This is a genomic window from Rhodococcus sp. 852002-51564_SCH6189132-a, assembly GCF_001665495.1.
GTDB classification, from domain to species: Bacteria; Actinomycetota; Actinomycetes; order Mycobacteriales; family Mycobacteriaceae; genus Rhodococcus; species Rhodococcus pyridinivorans.
Window position 1 is genome coordinate 13717 of sequence record NZ_LZMJ01000071.1, and the last position, 15914, is coordinate 29630.

Annotated in this window: 15 protein-coding genes and 2 pseudogenes; 6 read left to right on the forward strand and 11 right to left on the reverse strand. The window is 66.4% G+C overall.

Translation table 11 applies throughout. From position 1 onward, the window contains the following. Positions 1-3: 3 nt before the first annotated feature. From A5767_RS23425 to A5767_RS17985, 9 genes and pseudogenes are all read right to left on the reverse strand, one after another. Complete coding sequence (locus A5767_RS23425; RefSeq protein WP_197483273.1) at positions 4-207, reverse strand: hypothetical protein; 204 nt, start codon at positions 205-207, stop codon at positions 4-6. A 47-nt stretch (positions 208-254) separates the two neighbouring features. After that, the gene (locus tag A5767_RS23430; protein WP_197483274.1) at positions 255-695 is read right to left on the reverse strand and encodes an ATP-binding cassette domain-containing protein; all 441 of its coding nucleotides are present in this window, start codon (positions 693-695) and stop codon (positions 255-257) included. Between the two features lie 361 nt (positions 696-1056). Then, positions 1057-2187 carry a carboxylate-amine ligase gene (locus A5767_RS17950; protein WP_064852844.1) on the reverse strand — a complete coding sequence of 377 codons (1131 nt, stop codon included), beginning with the start codon at positions 2185-2187 and terminating at the stop codon, positions 1057-1059. 79 nt (positions 2188-2266) lie between these two features. Next, positions 2267-2677 carry a LapA family protein gene (locus A5767_RS22780; protein ID WP_024100963.1) on the reverse strand — a complete coding sequence of 137 codons (411 nt, stop codon included), beginning with the start codon at positions 2675-2677 and terminating at the stop codon, positions 2267-2269. 56 nt (positions 2678-2733) lie between these two features. After that, complete coding sequence (locus A5767_RS17960; protein WP_064852845.1) at positions 2734-3627, reverse strand: ABC transporter permease; 894 nt, start codon at positions 3625-3627, stop codon at positions 2734-2736. Positions 3628-3992: 365 nt separating this feature from the next. Next, a complete protein-coding gene (locus tag A5767_RS17970) occupies positions 3993-4772 on the reverse strand; it encodes an enoyl-CoA hydratase family protein (protein WP_064852847.1) in 780 nt (259 codons plus the stop codon). Further along, entirely contained in the window at positions 4769-6805 is a 2037-nt protein-coding gene (locus A5767_RS17975; RefSeq protein ID WP_064852848.1) for an acetyl/propionyl/methylcrotonyl-CoA carboxylase subunit alpha, read from the reverse strand. The genes A5767_RS17970 and A5767_RS17975 overlap by 4 nt, the downstream gene beginning before the upstream one ends. A 7-nt stretch (positions 6806-6812) precedes the next feature. Then, positions 6813-8411 carry an acyl-CoA carboxylase subunit beta gene (locus tag A5767_RS17980; RefSeq protein ID WP_064852849.1) on the reverse strand — a complete coding sequence of 533 codons (1599 nt, stop codon included), beginning with the start codon at positions 8409-8411 and terminating at the stop codon, positions 6813-6815. Further along, a pseudogene (locus A5767_RS17985) lies at positions 8408-10064 on the reverse strand (acyclic terpene utilization AtuA family protein). Before A5767_RS17985 ends, A5767_RS17980 begins: the two are co-directional and overlap by 4 nt. 184 nt (positions 10065-10248) lie before the next feature. Here A5767_RS17985 and A5767_RS23195 point away from each other — a divergent pair. The 5 genes and pseudogenes from A5767_RS23195 to A5767_RS18010 all read left to right on the forward strand — a co-directional run bounded on the left by A5767_RS23195 (position 10249) and on the right by A5767_RS18010 (position 13926). Beyond that, entirely contained in the window at positions 10249-10515 is a 267-nt protein-coding gene (locus A5767_RS23195) for a hypothetical protein (RefSeq protein WP_138941536.1), read from the forward strand. A gap of 277 nt (positions 10516-10792) precedes the next feature. Beyond that, positions 10793-11215 (forward strand): annotated as a pseudogene (locus A5767_RS24205) (amphi-Trp domain-containing protein); the annotation flags it as partial. A 353-nt stretch (positions 11216-11568) separates the two neighbouring features. After that, a protein-coding gene (locus A5767_RS22790; protein ID WP_371683064.1) for an IS5 family transposase occupies positions 11569-12377 on the forward strand; the annotation gives its coding sequence in 2 pieces (ribosomal slippage) (positions 11569-11916 and positions 11919-12377; 807 coding nt in all). A 109-nt stretch (positions 12378-12486) separates the two neighbouring features. Then, entirely contained in the window at positions 12487-12834 is a 348-nt protein-coding gene (locus A5767_RS18005) for a hypothetical protein (RefSeq protein ID WP_019289432.1), read from the forward strand. Between the two features lie 66 nt (positions 12835-12900). Then, entirely contained in the window at positions 12901-13926 is a 1026-nt protein-coding gene (locus A5767_RS18010; RefSeq protein WP_231913216.1) for a hypothetical protein, read from the forward strand. Between the two features lie 212 nt (positions 13927-14138). Here A5767_RS18010 and A5767_RS18015 read toward each other — a convergent pair whose 3' ends face one another. Then, positions 14139-14615, reverse strand: a complete 477-nt coding sequence (locus A5767_RS18015) for a hypothetical protein (RefSeq protein WP_231913217.1) — start codon at positions 14613-14615, stop codon at positions 14139-14141. A gap of 204 nt (positions 14616-14819) precedes the next feature. Here A5767_RS18015 and A5767_RS18020 point away from each other — a divergent pair, with 204 nt between their 5' ends. After that, entirely contained in the window at positions 14820-15392 is a 573-nt protein-coding gene (locus A5767_RS18020) for a hypothetical protein (protein WP_039587306.1), read from the forward strand. Positions 15393-15631: 239 nt separating this feature from the next. Here the strand turns inward: A5767_RS18020 and A5767_RS18025 are convergent, their stop codons facing one another. Further along, on the reverse strand, positions 15632-15853 hold the full coding sequence (locus A5767_RS18025) for a glycosyltransferase (RefSeq protein ID WP_039587304.1): 222 nt from the start codon (positions 15851-15853) through the stop codon (positions 15632-15634). Positions 15854-15914: the final 61 nt, after the last annotated feature.

A 15914-nucleotide genomic window follows, 5' to 3' on the forward strand; every position in this document is an offset into this window, starting at 1 on the left:
ATCTCAGAGTCCCGGCCGGAAGTACGACTGCACCCGCGGGCTCGCGGAATCTGCTAGTTCCTCCATGGTCCCCATAGCGAGCAACCGTCCCTCTTCGACGATCGCGATCAGATCTGCGTAGCCGGTGGCAGTGAGCATGGGGACATCGCCGGTGACCACGAGCAGAGCCGTCCCGCTGTCAGCACACTCGCGAAGCGATGTCCACACGCCGAATGCGGTCCCCCGGTCCAGAGAGGCGGTCGGACCGTCCGCAATCAGAATGTCGGGAGCAACGAGCAGGCCGCCGCGAGGGCCGCGCGCTGAATCTGCCCAGCCGAATGGTGTTTCGGCAAAGACGCGAGAGCGTCCACCGGATAGTAGACCGCCTCACACGCTCGAGCGACGGTCCGCTTGCCCTGCGGCTGCTCGAGCTCCCGCAGTTGCTCACCGACGGTGCGGTCGGGGACGAAGGCGTCGATGCCGTCCTGGGGTATGTAGCCGACGGTGCCCTCGATCAGCACCTCGCCGGTGATCTGCGCGGTCACGGGCAGACGATCGGTGAGGACATAGGTGATCATCGTTTTCCCGGCACCGGGACCTCCCAGCAGGGCGGTGATACACCCGGCCGGAACCTCCAAACTCACCTCGGTGAGAACCGTCTCGCTCCAACGACCGGTGTCGATGTGCACGGTCACAGAGCGCAGTTCGGCTGGCATGAAATCAGTGTCGAGCCTGGTGCTCTGCTGTCAACAACGTCGAATCTCCGCCAGCTCGGCCCTTCGCATGTATGCGACCGACGCGCGCCGTGCCGTCGACGGCGGGGCAGATGGTGAGTTCGTAGTCGTCACCCTCGGACTCGACGAACGGTGCGGTGACATGACAGTCGGTTAGGAGCCGTTGCGCATGCTCGAGTGCGACCGGCGTCGCGGTGCCGATGCATCGACCTATCGAAGGCTCGGCCGACGCAGCAGGGCGAGAACCATCCCTCACTCGGGGGGTAATTCCATTTGATTCGAACTCGCGCCACGGTGTAGCAACAGGTGCGTTCCAGGCGCTGCCGGCAACCACGGCCGAGGGTCAACCCCCCACAGTGCGTCGCGCCGCGTCGGCAACCACCTCGGTGAAGGAACCACCGCTCTCGAGGACACGACGTTGCCGGATCGCGCCGTTGCCTCGGTCCAGGGTCACCGCCAGAGCGTCGTGCACGGAGGAATAGACGCCGAGTTCCTCGAGGACGGGCCGGAGCTGAGCGAGCAGGCGTCGGATCAGGTCGACAGCCGGAACCAACTGCGCAGAGCCGAGATCGACGCCGTGCCCCGCCAGACCGTCCCGGGCCGCTCTCCAGCACGCCGCGCGCAGCAGCTCCTGATCGACCGAAGGCGCCGCCTCACCGCGTTCGATCGACGCCGTCGCCTGGGCGACCAATGCATACACCAAGGTGGCCAGCGTGACGGTCTCTTCGACGGTCGCGGGCACGTCCGCGATGCGAATCTCGAGGGTCGGATGACGCGCGGAGATCCGCACATCCCAATAGACCATTCGAGGATCCAGGATCGTGCCGGTGGTGAGCAGCGATTCGACCGCCGCGTCGTATTCCGCGGCCGAGGCGCACTGCGGGGGCAGTCCCGCGCTCGGCCAGCGCCCCCACCGCAGGTATCGCCAGCTGGCATATCCGGTGTCCCGGCCGTCGGTGATCGGCGAGTTGGCGGTCAGCGCCAGCAGGGCGGGAAGCCATGGGCGCAGATGGTTGATGAGCTGGGCCGCGCGGTCACGATCGTCGACACCGATATGCACGTGGCATCCGCAGATCACGCCGTCGGTGACGCCACGATAGTGCTGTGCCATGCGTTGGTAGCGAGGCGTGACGGTGACCGATCCGCTCGGAGGTTCGAAGATCGGTGTGCCGACCGCTACGAGCCGGCATCCTGCGCGCGCTGCGGCGTCGGCGGCCGTCGCGCGGGAGCGGCGCAGCTCTTCGCGTAGGTCCTGCAGGTGTGTACATACCGTGGTGGCGGTCTCGACCTGACACGGGGAGAGCTCGACCTCGAGCTCGATGCCGAGTGTGCGTCCGGCCGCGAGCACGTCGAGACTGCGCAGGAGGGGACGACCGGTACGGGGATCGACCAGGACGAATTCCTCTTCGACGCCGATCGTGGCCGCCGCCCCGCCGCGCACAGGAGAGGTGTCGGTCGGTCCTGTGGCGGCCATGGCGTTCTCCCCACTCGAGATCTTTCACTCTACGAAGGAAGAGCGGCCGGCGTGGGTGTACTGCAGTCGGAGATCTGTCTTACCGGACGGTGCGTGCGCGTTGCCGGTTGGCGGCGTGGCGGAGCTGCAGAATCCGCAGACCCCCAGCGAGGCCGACGATCACCGCTCCGGCGATCGCAGCGAACAGCAGTGCCACACCCAGCGGCAACGAGAAGTCCCACGCGAACAGTTCGAGGGTGACGCTGTCCAGGTTCTGCAGGATGAACACCAATAGCAACAGCAGGATCAACACACCGACGATCAGGGCAGTCCACAACGCCCCGGTGCGGGTGCCTCTGATGCCTTTGCCCCGGGCGACGTCGGGATGCAGCCTGCTGGGAGCGTCCGGATCCGGTGTCGCCCCGGATGGCGGTACCGGAGTATCGCTACGTCGCGCGGGCGGCGAGAAATCGGGGTTCGAATCGCCAGGGCCCCTCGAGCTGGTCGTCATGTTCGATCGGGTACCCCGGCCCTGTTCCGGTTATCCCACCGGCAGAATCTTTGCGGTCAGTTCACGTCCCGGCTCCGCACCAGAATCCCGGTGGCGACCACTGCGACGGCAATGTAGGCGGCGACGGTGATGAGCGCCCTCGGTCCCGAGATCACATCCACCACCCCGGGTGTGCCCTCCCCTCCCCCGGTCACCGCGCCGACGAGCGATCCGGCTGCGGTTCCCGACAGGAAGGCCGTCACGTCCTCGACGAGCTGCAGCGCGGAGCCGACGCCTCGCAGCAGATTCTCGACGACAACCGTCCATACCAGCCCCAGGCCGACCGACAGCGCCGCACTGCGGGCGTAGGTGCCGAGGGCGAAGCCGATCGTTCCCCACATCATGAACACGAGGTACGCCGCACCCGCGGAGCGAAGAAGTGCGCCGGCCGACGGCATCGTGAGCGGTTGTGTTTCGATCGTGGCGAGCGAGACAGACACGACCGTGCACAGCACAGCGGTGACGACCACCATCGCGGCAACGATCACCGCAAGAGCGAGCAGGGCACCGATTGTCGGGCGCAGACGGCCGTGAGTGAACACGGTCTTCCACGTTCCCCAGCTGTACCCGTTCCCGGCAATGAGAGCACCCAGGACGAGCACGAGCGCACCACCGAACAACGGTGTGCCCTGGACCAGGAAGTCAGGGATCGATTCGGGCAGGACGCTCTGCAGCAACGCTTCGGTCGGCTCCCCTTCCGTGGGGAAGCCGGCCGTTCGGGTCGTGTAGGAGACGTACGGGAATACGTAGCCGAAAACCATCGCGAGCAGGAACCACGTGCCGACCGTCGTCCACATCGCCGGCCACGAACGCAACCGGTACAACTCGGCACGCAAGCTCCGAGCAACGGTGTTGTGCCGTTCGGCAAGTGAGGTGGAATCGGAGTGCGAGCGGAGTGTCGAGGCGGACATGTCACGCCCCCTTCGTGGGTGTGGAACGAGTGGTCATTTCGAGGAACACGTCCTCGAGGATGCGTTCGGCCGGTCCGACCGACAACACATCCACGCCGTCGGCGACGAGCGCGCGGACGACGTCGGGCCGCGATCGGGCGGCAGATCCAGCAGCACCGAGTCGCCGTCGATTTCGAACCCGTTCTCTCCGGCGAGATCCGATGCGATCGAGACCACCCGATGCCCGGGCGTGCCACGATCTTTCAGCACCGCGTCGCCGAGCAGGGTGGAGACGGTCGTTTCGCGCACCCGGCGCCCGGTGACGAGATCGGCAGGATCGGTATTCGCTCCGCACAAAATGACGCAGGGCCTCGGGTGACACCCTCTCACCGAATGTCCCACCACGGGCGCCGCTTCTGTAGGAACGCCGTCATCCCCTCCGCGGCTTCCTCGGAACCGAACATCCGCGCCGAACGTGCTGCCAGGTCGTCTCCGTAACGATCGAAGTCCTCGAGGATCCGCTGCGTGACGAGGCGTTTCGATTCGGCCAGACCCTGCGGTGAGCAGGCACGGATCTCCGCGAGCAACTCCACCAGGACAGCGTCGGTATCGGACACCGACAGGGTGACGAGACCCTCGGAGGACGCCTCCTCGGGACCGAACCGTTCGCCGGTCAGGAAGTACCGTGCCGCTGCGCGCGGCGACAATCGCGGGAGCACGGTCAAGGAGATGATCGACGCGGCCAGACCGAGCCGTGCCTCGGTAAGTGCGAACGTCGACGCCGGCCCGGCGACCACGATGTCGCAGGCACCGATCAGACCCATGCCGCCGGCGCGGACGTGCCCGTCGATGCGGGCCAAGACCGGCTTGGGGAGCTCCAGGATCTGCCGGAGCAAGGCCGTCATGTCGCGGGTGTGTGCGGCAGCCGTTTCCTGCGCGGATCCGGAAGATCCGCTCAGATCCGCTCCGGCACAGAATGTTCCACCGGTATGGGTGAGGATGACCGCGCGGACGGCGGGGTCGGCGGCCGCGTCGACGAGTCCGCGGCTCAGTTGGGTCAGCAGCGGTACGGACAGGGCGTTGCGGTTGTGCGGGGAGTCGAGGGTCAGTGTCGCAGCGCCGTGGTCGACGACGTAGCGCACCACCACCGGATCGGGTTCGGTCATGACAACTCCTCGATGTGGTGGCCCCCTTCGCTGTCGGGGCTCTCGACCGGTGCGGACACGTCGTGCGGGGTGAGGACAGCGAGGACGGTGCCGACGGCGACCTGATCGCCGACTTCGACGGCGAGCGTCGTGAGCGTGCCGGCAGTGGGTGCGGTGACGGTGTGCTCCATCTTCATCGCTTCGAGCCACACGAGCGGCCTCCCCGCTTCCACCACATCGCCGACGGCAGCGCCGAGCCGGATCACCGATCCCGGCATGGGTGCGAGCAGTGATCCTGCAGCAATTCGGGCGGTGGGGTCCACGAAACGCGGCACCGCAGTCAAGCGCACCGGTCCGAGCGACGAGTCGACGTGCACCGCGTCGCCGTATCGCGCCACCACAAAATGCCGGCGGACACCGTCGACGTCCAGAACCACGCGATCCGGGGCGAACCCGACGACACCGAGGTCGTCACGGCCGTCGACGTGGACACCGTCGCGGGTGACTCGGTAACGCACCACGTGGTCATTGTGGACGCCCGTGAATCGTGTGGCCTGCGGCTGCGAGGGCAGATTCCGCCATCCCGAGGGCAGTCCCGCATTCACCGTGGCAGCGGTGCGATTGGTGGCCGACTCCGCCAGAGCAGCGGCGATCGCGGACACCGCTTCCGCGTGCGCTGAGGCGAGCGGTGCCGACAGTTCCGTGAGTCCGTGGGTGTCGAAGAAGGCGGTGTCGGTCTCCCCCGCACGGAAGGCGGGATGTTTCAGCACCGCGACGAGGAGGTCGCGGTTGGTGACAATGCCGTGGATCTCGGTGCGCGTCAACGTCGATGCCAGCAGCCGCACCGCGCGGTCACGGGTCGGTGCGTACGAGATGATCTTGGCGAGCATCGCGTCATAGTGGACCCCGACCTCCGATCCCGCGAGGACACCGGAATCGACGCGCACACCGGTGTGCCGGAGCACGTCGAACTCGCGTGCCTCCTGCGGCAGCGCGAAACGGTGCACGGTGCCGGACTGCGGTTGCCAGTCTCGGGCCGGGTCCTCGGCGTAGAGCCTGGCCTCCACGGAATGGCCGTGTACCGGGGGTGGTTCGGGGTCGAGGAGGTCACCGTCGGCGATGCGGAACTGGAGATCGACGAGATCGAGCCCGGTCGTGCATTCGGTGACGGGATGCTCGACCTGCAGGCGCGTGTTCATCTCCAGGAAGTGGAACCGCCCCGAGCGGTCCGCGAGAAACTCGACGGTGCCGGCGCCCTCGTACCCGATGGCCTGAGCGGCGCGCCGGGCGGCGTCGAACAGGCGTGGGCGCATCCCCTCGATCGCGTCGACGAGCGGCGAGGGGGCTTCCTCGATCACCTTCTGGTGGCGACGTTGGATCGAGCATTCGCGTTCGCTCACCGCCCACACCGTGCCGTGGCGGTCCGCGAGGATCTGGACCTCGATGTGCCGCCCGTTCTCGAGATACCGCTCGCAGAACACCGTCGGGTCGCCGAACGCCGACGCGGCCTCCCGGCGGGCCGCGTCGAGTTGCCCAGGCAGGTCGGCCAATGTCCGCACCACCCGCATTCCGCGCCCACCGCCGCCTGCGGAGGCCTTGACGAGCACCGGGAGGTCGGCGTCGGTGATGTCGGCAGGGTCGAGTTCGGCAAGAACAGGGACACCGGTGTCGGCCATGATCTTCTTGGCCTCGACCTTCGAGCCCATCCGTTCGATCGACTCCGGGCGCGGTCCGATCCAGATCAACCCCGCCTCGAGCACTTCGCGCGCGAATCGTGCGTTCTCGGAAAGTAATCCGTAACCCGGGTGGACCGCGTCGGCGCCCGTCGCCAACGCTGCCGCGACGATCTTCTTCCCGTCGAGGTAGGCCTCGGAAGGGGTGACTCCCGCAAGTCGCACGGCGGCATCGGCGTCGCCGACATGCGGACTGTTCGCGTCGGCATCGGAGAACACTGCGATCGCCCCCAGTCCGGCCCGACGGCACGACGCGAACACGCGGCGGGCGATCTCCCCGCGATTCGCCACGAGCACCGTGGTGATGGTCGATTCGGTCACGGGAACCTCACATCCGGAAGACGCCGAAGGATTCGGCACCTGTGATCGGGGCGGTGGCAACAGCCGACAAGCACAGTCCCAGCACAGTGCGGGTATCGCGGGGGTCGATGATGCCGTCGTCGTAGAGACGACCGGACAGGAACATCGGCAGCGATTCGGCTTCGATCTGGTTCTCGACGGCCGCGCGCATCGCCTCGTCGGCGGCCTCGTCGAAGTCCTGGCCGCGTGCCTGCGCGGCAGCGCGTCCGACGAGAGAGATGACCCCGGCCAGTTGGGCACCGCCCATGACCGCAGACTTGGCGCTGGGCCACGCGAACAGGAACCGCGGTTCGAAGGCACGTCCGCACATGCCGTAGTGACCGGCGCCGTAGGACGCGCCGATGAGGATGGAGATGTGCGGCACCGTGGAGTTGGCGACCGCGTTGATCATCATCGCCCCATGCTTGATCATGCCGCGTTCCTCGTATTCCCGACCGACCATGTACCCGGTGGTGTTGTGCAGGAACAACAGCGGCGTATCGGCACGGTTCGCGAGTTGGATGAACTGGGCTGCCTTCTGCGATTCCTCGTTGAACAGCACGCCGCGCGCGTTGGCGAGAATCCCGACCGGATAGCCGTGCACCTGTGCCCAGCCGGTCACGAGCGACGACCCGTAGAGCGGTTTGAACTCGTCGAAGTCGGAATCGTCGACGACGCGGGCGATGACCTCACGCGGATCGAAGGGTTGCCGAAGATCCTCAGGGACGATCCCGAGCAGCTCCTCGGCGTCGTACCGCGGTTCGCGTACGTCCGTCGGGGGTGCAGGGCCGGCCTTGCGGTAGTTGAGGCGCCGCACAATGCTGCGACCGATGCGCACCGCGTCCTGTTCGTCGACCGCGAAGTGGTCGGCCAGACCCGAGATACGCGCGTGCATCTCGGCGCCGCCGAGCGACTCATCGTCGGATTCCTCACCGGTGGCCATCTTCACCAGCGGCGAGCCGGCGAGGAACACCTTCGACCGCTTCTCGATCATCACGACGTGGTCGGACATGCCGGGGATGTATGCGCCGCCGGCGGTCGAATTGCCGAAGACCACCGCGATCGTGGGGATACCTGCCGCCGACAACCGGGTCAGATCGCGGAAGAGCCGGCCACCGGGAATGAACACTTCTTTCTGCGTGGGCAGATCCGCGCCGCCGGATTCGACGAGGGAGATCAGCGGCATCCGGTTCTGCAGGGCGATGTCGTCGGCACGCAACGTCTTGCGGAGCGTCCACGGGTTACTGGTTCCCCCGCGCACGGTGGGGTCGGTGGCCACGATGACACATTCGACGCCTTCGACCACACCGATGCCCGTGACGACGCTGCCGCCGACGGGAAACTCGGTGCCCCAGGCCGCGAGCGGTGAGAGCTCGAGGAACGGCGAGTCGGGGTCGAGGAGCAGTTCGATCCTCTCCCGCGCAAGCAACTTGCCTCGGTCGTGGTGTCGCCGGACGTACTTTTCTCCCCCGCCGGCGAGGGCCTTGCCGTGTTCTGTGTCGAGTTCGGCCAGGCGAGCACGCATTGTATCGGCGGCTGCGCCGTATTCGGTGGAGCCGGCATCCAGGGTCGAGATCAAGGTGCTCACGTGTGCTTCTCCAGCAGGACGGTGGGGATGTCGAGGTATCGGGCGCGCAACCATTCACCGAGGCCCTTGGCCTGGGGGTCGAAGCGGGCACGGGAGGCGACGCCACGACCGAGGATTCCCTCGATTACGAAGTTCACGGCCCGCAGGTTCGGGAGCAGATGACGTGTGACAGGCAAGGGTTCGATCTCGGGGAGCAGGTCCTTCAGCGTGTCGACGGTGAGAGTGTTTGCAAGCCATTGCCATTCGTCGTCGGATCGGACCCACAACCCGATGTTGGCGTCACCGCCCTTGTCGCCGCTGCGGGCACCGGCGATCGTGCCGAGCGGAACGCGACGAGTCTGTCCGGGCGACAGCGGCGCGGGCACACTCGGGTCCGGCAACGGTTCGAGGGTCCGGGTGGTCGCCGCGGCCGGGATGTCGACGCGGGTGCCGTCGGGCAACACTGCAATGTGCGGCACGCGGGTCGCCTCGACGTACTCGGCCGTGTAGACACCGTAGGCGGTGCCCGGGCCGGGCGGAGCGGTGACGAAGAACCCGGGAGAGCTTGCAAGGGCGAACTCGACCGCCGTGGAGGTGAATGCGCGTCCGACGACGTCGGGATCGGGATCGCGCGCAGTGCAGCGCAGCAGAGCGCTCGCGGTTTCCTCCGTGTCGGCATCGGCATGGTCGGTGCGAGCGAGAGTCCATTCGAGTTCGGCAGGCCGCCTCGGCAGATTCGATTCCATCTGAGATCGCACCAACTGGGCCTTCGCGTCGATGTCCAGTCCGGTGAGGACGAAGACGACCTCGTTGTAGAACCCGGCGAGCGCGTTGAGGCACACCTTCAGGGTCGGTGGGGGCGGCTCGCCCTTCACGCCGGTGATGCGGACACGATCGGGTGCTTCCCGGCTCAGCGTGGCGGTGTCGATGCGCGCGGTGACATCGGGGTTCGCGTAGCGTCCGCCCGTCACCTCGTACAGCAGTTGTGCGGTGACCGTGCCGATGGTGACGGCTCCTCCCGTACCCGGGTGCTTGGTGATCGTCGCCGCGCCGTCCGCCTCGATCTCGGCGATGGGAAATCCGGGGGCGGACGAGGTCGTCGAGTTCGACGAAGAATGCATAGTTTCCGCCGGTCGCCTGGGTACCACATTCGATGACGTGCCCGGCGACAACAGCACCCGCGAGTGCGTCGAAGTCATCGGGTGCCCAACCGAAGTGGGCGGCGGCGGGACCGACGATCACCGAAGCGTCGGTGACGCGTCCGGTCACGACGATGTCGGCTCCGGCATCGAGGCACCGCACGATGCCCCACGCACCGAGATATGCGTTCGCGGTGAGCGGGCGCGGGTCGGCGACGAAACCGAACTCGTCGATGCGAGTGAGGAGATCGTCGCCTTCGACGTGGGCGATGCGTGGTGACAGACCGAGCCGATCCGCAACCGTGTGCAGCGCCGCAGCCAGACCCGCGGGGTTGAGACCACCGGCGTTCGCGACGATCCGCACCCCCTTGTCGAGAGCGAGCCCCATGCAGTCCTCGGCCTGCCGCAGGAACGTCTTGGCGTAGCCGAGTTCCGGATTCTTCAGACGGTCGCGACCGAGGATGAGCATCGTCAGTTCGGCGAGGTAGTCACCGGTCACATAGTCCAGTTCGCCGCCTTCGAGCATCTCGCGCATCGCCGACAGACGGTCGCCGTAGAAACCGGAGCAATTGGCGATTCGCACGACGCGGCTCACGCGATCCGCTCCTGAACCGTGCGTCCTGGCCGCTGAGGAACGAGCGGACAGAGATCGTCGAGAAGCTCACGCGACTCCACCATGTGGTCAGCGTCACATGTCGCTGCTCTTGGAGCAAGCACTCATGACTGTTTCACGCGGCCCCTGGTCGTACCCCTCACCGCCGATAACGGGCTCACCGCTGTGCGCGGCGACGACGCCTCCCATCCGGCACGTCGGATTGCCCGGCCGGCTCTGCGGCTCCTCGACTGCTCCCGAACTCGACGGCATCTGCGTCCGCACCTCGGCCGGTCAGTGCCTGCACCACCATCTCGAGGTCGTGCAGCGTCACCTCATCTGCCGACGAACGGCCTTCTTCATCTCGAACGGAACGGGCCATGACAACTCCTGACAGAAGAACCACCGACCGCACCGTCGACCGTCGCAACACGAACAGAACCATCGCCACACGAACCGGCACCGGCAAGGCACCGGGCCCGACATCATCGGCAGGCCTGCGACACCGGCAAGTCTAATCGCGCCCGGAAGTACTTTCGCCGCGATCGGTCGCGCGCACGTAACTTGCCAAGACGGCGAACCTCGAAATCGTCACGACTCCTCGTTCACGACTCCTGCCTACCCCGCGGCAGATACCGTGGATGCATACTTCACCGAGGTCAGGAGTTGCCGTGCCGGAGCTGGAGATCAAGCAGAAGGCCGAACTTTCCCGCAAGCAGGCATCCGAGCGGTTGATTGCACTCGGCCGCGCCTTGGCGACGGGATCCGAAGTGGAACTGGACTCGGGCGGTGACACCATTTCGCTCGTCGTCGCCGACCGACTCGAATGGGAACTCGAGATCGAGGTGGACGGCGACCAGGTCGAGATCGAGGTCGAATTCAGTTGGCGCGACGCACCATCCGACAGCCCAAAAGCCGATGCGGACGAGGAGGAGGACGAGGAACCGGACGAGGAAGCGGACACCGCCGAAGGTTCGGATGAGGACCCGGGTGAAGACGAGGACGAAGGCGAGCCGCAGCAAACCGAGCCGCGACGAAGAGCCCCGGTCAAGAAGACGGCGCGGCGTGGCCGGCCACGTAAGCGCGCCGCCGACCGATCGATACACAGCCCCCGGCGTCGCTCCTACCCTCGCGAACACCTCGGGGCCGACACCGCATTCCTTCCTGCCGCCCGACAGCGTCGGATCTTTTCGGGCACTCGACCCCGTCACTGCGGTCGGTCACCCGCTCGGACTGAGCGCTTGGCGCGCTCACGTACCCCCACTACCGCCCAGAACACAGCCGCCACGCGGTATGTTGTCCCTGGTCGAGCCCGGCGACCGATGCGTGCCTAGCGAGCTGAAAGGGATCTATGCGATGACGGTCCAGCGACATCGGGCAGTCATCGAGACCGACTTAGAGCATGTCTCTTATGGCCTAGATCGTTTGTGCGGCATAATGCACTGCCGTGGTCGATGCGTTGTCTTCCCGGCTGGTACCGGATGCGTTGTGGGAGATCGTCGAACCGTTGCTGCCCGGATTCCGGGCGCGGCCCCAAGGCGGCGGCCGGGCGGCGATCGATGATCGGGCGGTGTTCACCGCGATCGTCTACGTGCTCACCAGCGGCTGTGCCTGGCGGCACCTGCCACCGTCGTTCGGGGTCAGCGTTCCGACCGCACACCGCCGCTTCACCACCTGGGTTCGGGCCGGGGTGTTCGACGAACTGCACCGCCGGGTCCTCGATCGGCTCGGTGCCGGTGGGGACCTGGACTGGTCCGCCGCGATCCTGGACGCAGCGCACGTGCGGGCGAAAAGGGGGGCTCTCTGACCGGTCCCAGCCCGGTCGATCGAGGCAAGAACGGCTCGAAGATCCACATCCTCTCCGATGCCGACGGCATTCCCCTCGTCACGGCGGTGACCTCGGCGAACACCCACGACAGTGTCATGCTGCAACCCATGGTCGCTGCGATTCCGGCGGTGCGCTCACCTCGCGGTCCGCGGCGCCGCCGACCCGGCCGGTTGCGGGCGGACAAGGGTTACGACTATCCCGTGCACCGCCGGTGGCTGCGGGCCCGGGGCATCGTTCCGCGGATCGCCCGCCGCGGCGTCGACAGCAGCGAACGCCTCGGTCGTTACCGGTGGAAGATCGAACGCACCCTGGCTTGGCTGAGCGGCTATCGCCGGCTGACGATGCGCTACGAACGTCACGGTGAGAACTTTGCTTCCTTTCTCCAACTCGCCGCTGCGCTGACCTGCTTCAAGAAACTCACCAAATGAGACGTGCTCTTATCACCAGTTCCTCATCGAGGCCGGTCCACCACGTGAACCCATCCACGGCCGATACCCCGAACTCCCCCTCGCATCCTTCGCCGAGGACACGATCAGCGTGAAAGTCGGCATCAAGGCCGGACCGGTGAACGTCGCGGTGGAACCCCATGACACGCCAGCGGTATTCGACGGCACCGAGTGGGAGGATGTCGCCGAAGGCGATCTCCTCGCCACCGCAGACCACGCTGTCAACGTGCTCACGTTCTGGGACGACGAACCCGAGGCACCCAGCATCCGCGGCATCACCGAGACCGGCAACCATCGATACCGAGTCCGTATCTGCGCCCGCGGCAGCGATACTCGCCTCGACGGTGACCCCGTCGAGGACTACCTGATTCAGCCGTGGCCGACGACGGACGTGGCAACCCCGCGACAGATCAAACACACCTCGGGGTCGGTGATCTGACGCCGCGCCCCGGCATCGACATCTTCCACCCGTCACGGCCACGCCGGTAATGATCTACTGGACGCCATGAGCACGACACCGGACCCTCCGGCGAACCCGACCGAGGCACTGCTGGCGGGTCCACGCGGTCGTCGTCTACTCCTCGAATACGCGCAGATCGCCGACAACAATACGGGTGACGAACACACCCGGGAGTCGTTCTCCTCGGCAATTTTCTACGCCGCTTACCAGCTCGACGTGGCGCGCGGAACCGCAGGCGTCCTCTACGGGCCCGGCGCCGACCGACCCCTCCCGAACATCACCCCCGACGACGTAGCGCGACGGTTGGCGGACGTGCCGCTGCCGGACGTGACAGAAACCGACCTTCGCGCCGTGCTCGCCGCCACCACCGACTCCGCCCGATACTGGCAGCCACCCGACGGCGACGACATTCTCGCTGCGACGGAGCCGATGCGCCCGCACCTGCGCCGCATCGCCGAGCACCTCGCCGGATCGGAGCACACCTGGTGGTGGACCACCGAGATCGCGCGGGACGCACAGTGGTCACTGGGCTGGACCGAGCGGCAAAGTAGTGTTCCCCGGGTCGGTCCCGCGCTTGCTACCTGGCGGGACAAGGTCGTCGCCGAGGAACAGCGAGCCGCACACCAACGCCCCACCGATCCGACAGCCCACTGGTCCGGGGTGTGGTGGTCGGCGCCACTCGGCGTCCCCTGCTCCACACGGACACTGGTCGGCGGCTCACCCGCATGCTTGTGGTTCGTCGAAGACTCCGGAGGCGACAACCACGCCGGGGCGCGGCGGCATCTCGTTCCTGACACCGTCGACGTACTCGAGATTCACGGCCTCGACGACTGGGCGCAGCTCTGCCGGCGGTTTCCGCTCGAGGTCACCGCACAGAAACGCCACGACTGGTACCGCACCACCGGTCGCGACGGACGATGGGTTCTGCCCGACTGGCAGGCTGTGGCCGAGGTGTACGGCGGAGTGCACCTCACGGTCGCCGGTTATCTCACCGCAGCGGGCACTGCCATCGACGTCGACGGTGACGCGGCGTCGATGATCGCGGGATGGGCACCCGACGAGACATTCTAGCTCACCGATGATGTCCACGCCGATGGCGAGATCATTGACTGGATACGTGACCACCACGACAACACCTGGTCCAGGATCTGATTGCTCGGTTCGAATGGTGAACCGCCTCACGGCGATACCGGATCGCGACACGAACCGCTGACAGACCAGCCCGCCGTAGGGTCGACGTCCGGTCATCACCTCAGCGCGCTACCGCCGCCTACGGGCAGAGCTCAGAAACGTTCCACGAATCGATACCAATCGCCGCTGTACTGCTCGTACCCGATGTCGCCGTCGTGGCGGGGCTTACCCAGATACGGCGCGCCATCGGGCAGATACGCAAGTCCGATCGGGTCGATCAGCCCACCTTCGATGTAGAACAGACACCCTCCGTCGACGGGTTGAATCCGCCACACCTGATACACACCGATCCGCCGACCGTCCCAGGACGGCGCACATTGCGCCGACGCTGCGACCAAGGACCCCTTCGACACCGCAAACGCCACCGTTGACGGAACCGACAAAACTACCAGCACCGCGGTGGCAAGCACCAACGCCGGCGCGATCGCGCTCATGCGCAGAGCGCGAAACTTGAACCAGCCGAACAACCCGACCACCAACCACACCGCCCCCAGGATCAGAAGAACCCAGGACGCCAGAGCAAACCACGGGAAGAACACCACCGGCGGGGCGAACGTCCACACGATCACCCCGCACACCAACCCGACAAGGACCGCGGTCACCCCCGACAGCACAGTCCACCAACGAGCCGGACGCCCAGCGACAGTCATAACTCACCTTCGCACGAACCCTCGCACCAGAGCGCAACCACCGGACTGTGTCGGGCGAGCGGACCCCCTTCGGAGGATCCACGAAAAGCCGGCATCACCTCGGCAATCGGTACCATTCGAACCATGAGCCTTCGAGCGGCGACCCTCTCGGGGATCCTTGCTGCCATCCTGGCCGGCTGCTCGAGCACCGACACCGACGCGGGCACCGATCAACTCGACCCGTCCACGAGTCCCCCGCCACCCAGCGAGCAGTCACAGCTCTATGCCGCCGCCCTGCACCACCTCATCCTCGTCGACAATCCCTTCGCGACAGCACCGACCCCGATCGGGTCCGTCTACATCGTCGACGGCGCTGCCTCACGCAGCGCACACATGTTCACCGTCGCCGACGGGCCACCGTTCGACACGGAACTGAAGAACGAGATCACCGCGCAGTCCGCGGATCTGCCGCCGGTCGAGTTCACCACCGACCCACAGCAGTACGCAGATCGCGCACGGCAGGGCCTGACCGGGGTCGCACACGACGGCGTCATCGTCGGCCTGTCCCCCACCTGGCCGCAGGACGACGGAACAGTCCATATCGGCGCGGGACTCTGGTGCGGCATCGACTGCGGACTCGGCCTCACCTACGTCCTCGACCAGGTCGACGGACAGTGGACCGTGACCGGCACAACCGGACCGCTCTCCATTTCATGACCGAAGTTCACCTCGGGCAAGCGCGACCTCACCGCTATCGACGTCGACAGCGACATTGCCTCGGCGGGCGCCCAACTAAACGCGATATGCGCAGTACTTGTCGATCCGGACATCGACCAACGCTTCCGCCACTATCCCCAGCTCTACAGCCGCCTCGGCTTCTTGCACCGCTACCGGATTCTCGGGAAAGATGACTGCTCTTCGATCCTCGATCGCCGCGCAACACAGAAAACCGACGATCAGGCGTGATGCAAGGATGACCGCATGTCCTCGCAGCCGAGCATCGACCGGTTTCGTGTCAACTCGCGAAATGCGATACCGCAGGATTCGACGAACGAGCGGAACCGAGAACCGGTGAGGACAGTGACCTCGTGCCCTCGATCGCCGAGTGCGGATGCGACCGCCAGGATCGGAGTGACATGCCCTCCCGCGGGAGTGGCACACAGTAGATAGCGGGCCATCCTGGTCAGCCTATCCGCACCGCACTCGCCGGTGAAGACCGTCGGGGTCCCGGCTGTTCGT

Coding starts and splice junctions, on each gene's coding strand:
- A5767_RS23430 (WP_197483274.1), bottom strand. CDS start 695: ATGCCAGCCGAACTGCGCTCTGTGACCGTGCACATCGACACCGGTCGT.
- A5767_RS17950 (WP_064852844.1), bottom strand. CDS start 2,187: ATGGCCGCCACAGGACCGACCGACACCTCTCCTGTGCGCGGCGGGGCG.
- A5767_RS22780 (WP_024100963.1), bottom strand. CDS start 2,677: ATGACGACCAGCTCGAGGGGCCCTGGCGATTCGAACCCCGATTTCTCG.
- A5767_RS17960 (WP_064852845.1), bottom strand. CDS start 3,627: ATGTCCGCCTCGACACTCCGCTCGCACTCCGATTCCACCTCACTTGCC.
- A5767_RS17970 (WP_064852847.1), bottom strand. CDS start 4,772: ATGACCGAACCCGATCCGGTGGTGGTGCGCTACGTCGTCGACCACGGC.
- A5767_RS23195 (WP_138941536.1), top strand. CDS start 10,249: ATGACTGTTTCACGCGGCCCCTGGTCGTACCCCTCACCGCCGATAACG.
- A5767_RS18010 (WP_231913216.1), top strand. CDS start 12,901: ATGAGCACGACACCGGACCCTCCGGCGAACCCGACCGAGGCACTGCTG.
- A5767_RS18020 (WP_039587306.1), top strand. CDS start 14,820: ATGAGCCTTCGAGCGGCGACCCTCTCGGGGATCCTTGCTGCCATCCTG.
- A5767_RS18025 (WP_039587304.1), bottom strand. CDS start 15,853: ATGGCCCGCTATCTACTGTGTGCCACTCCCGCGGGAGGGCATGTCACT.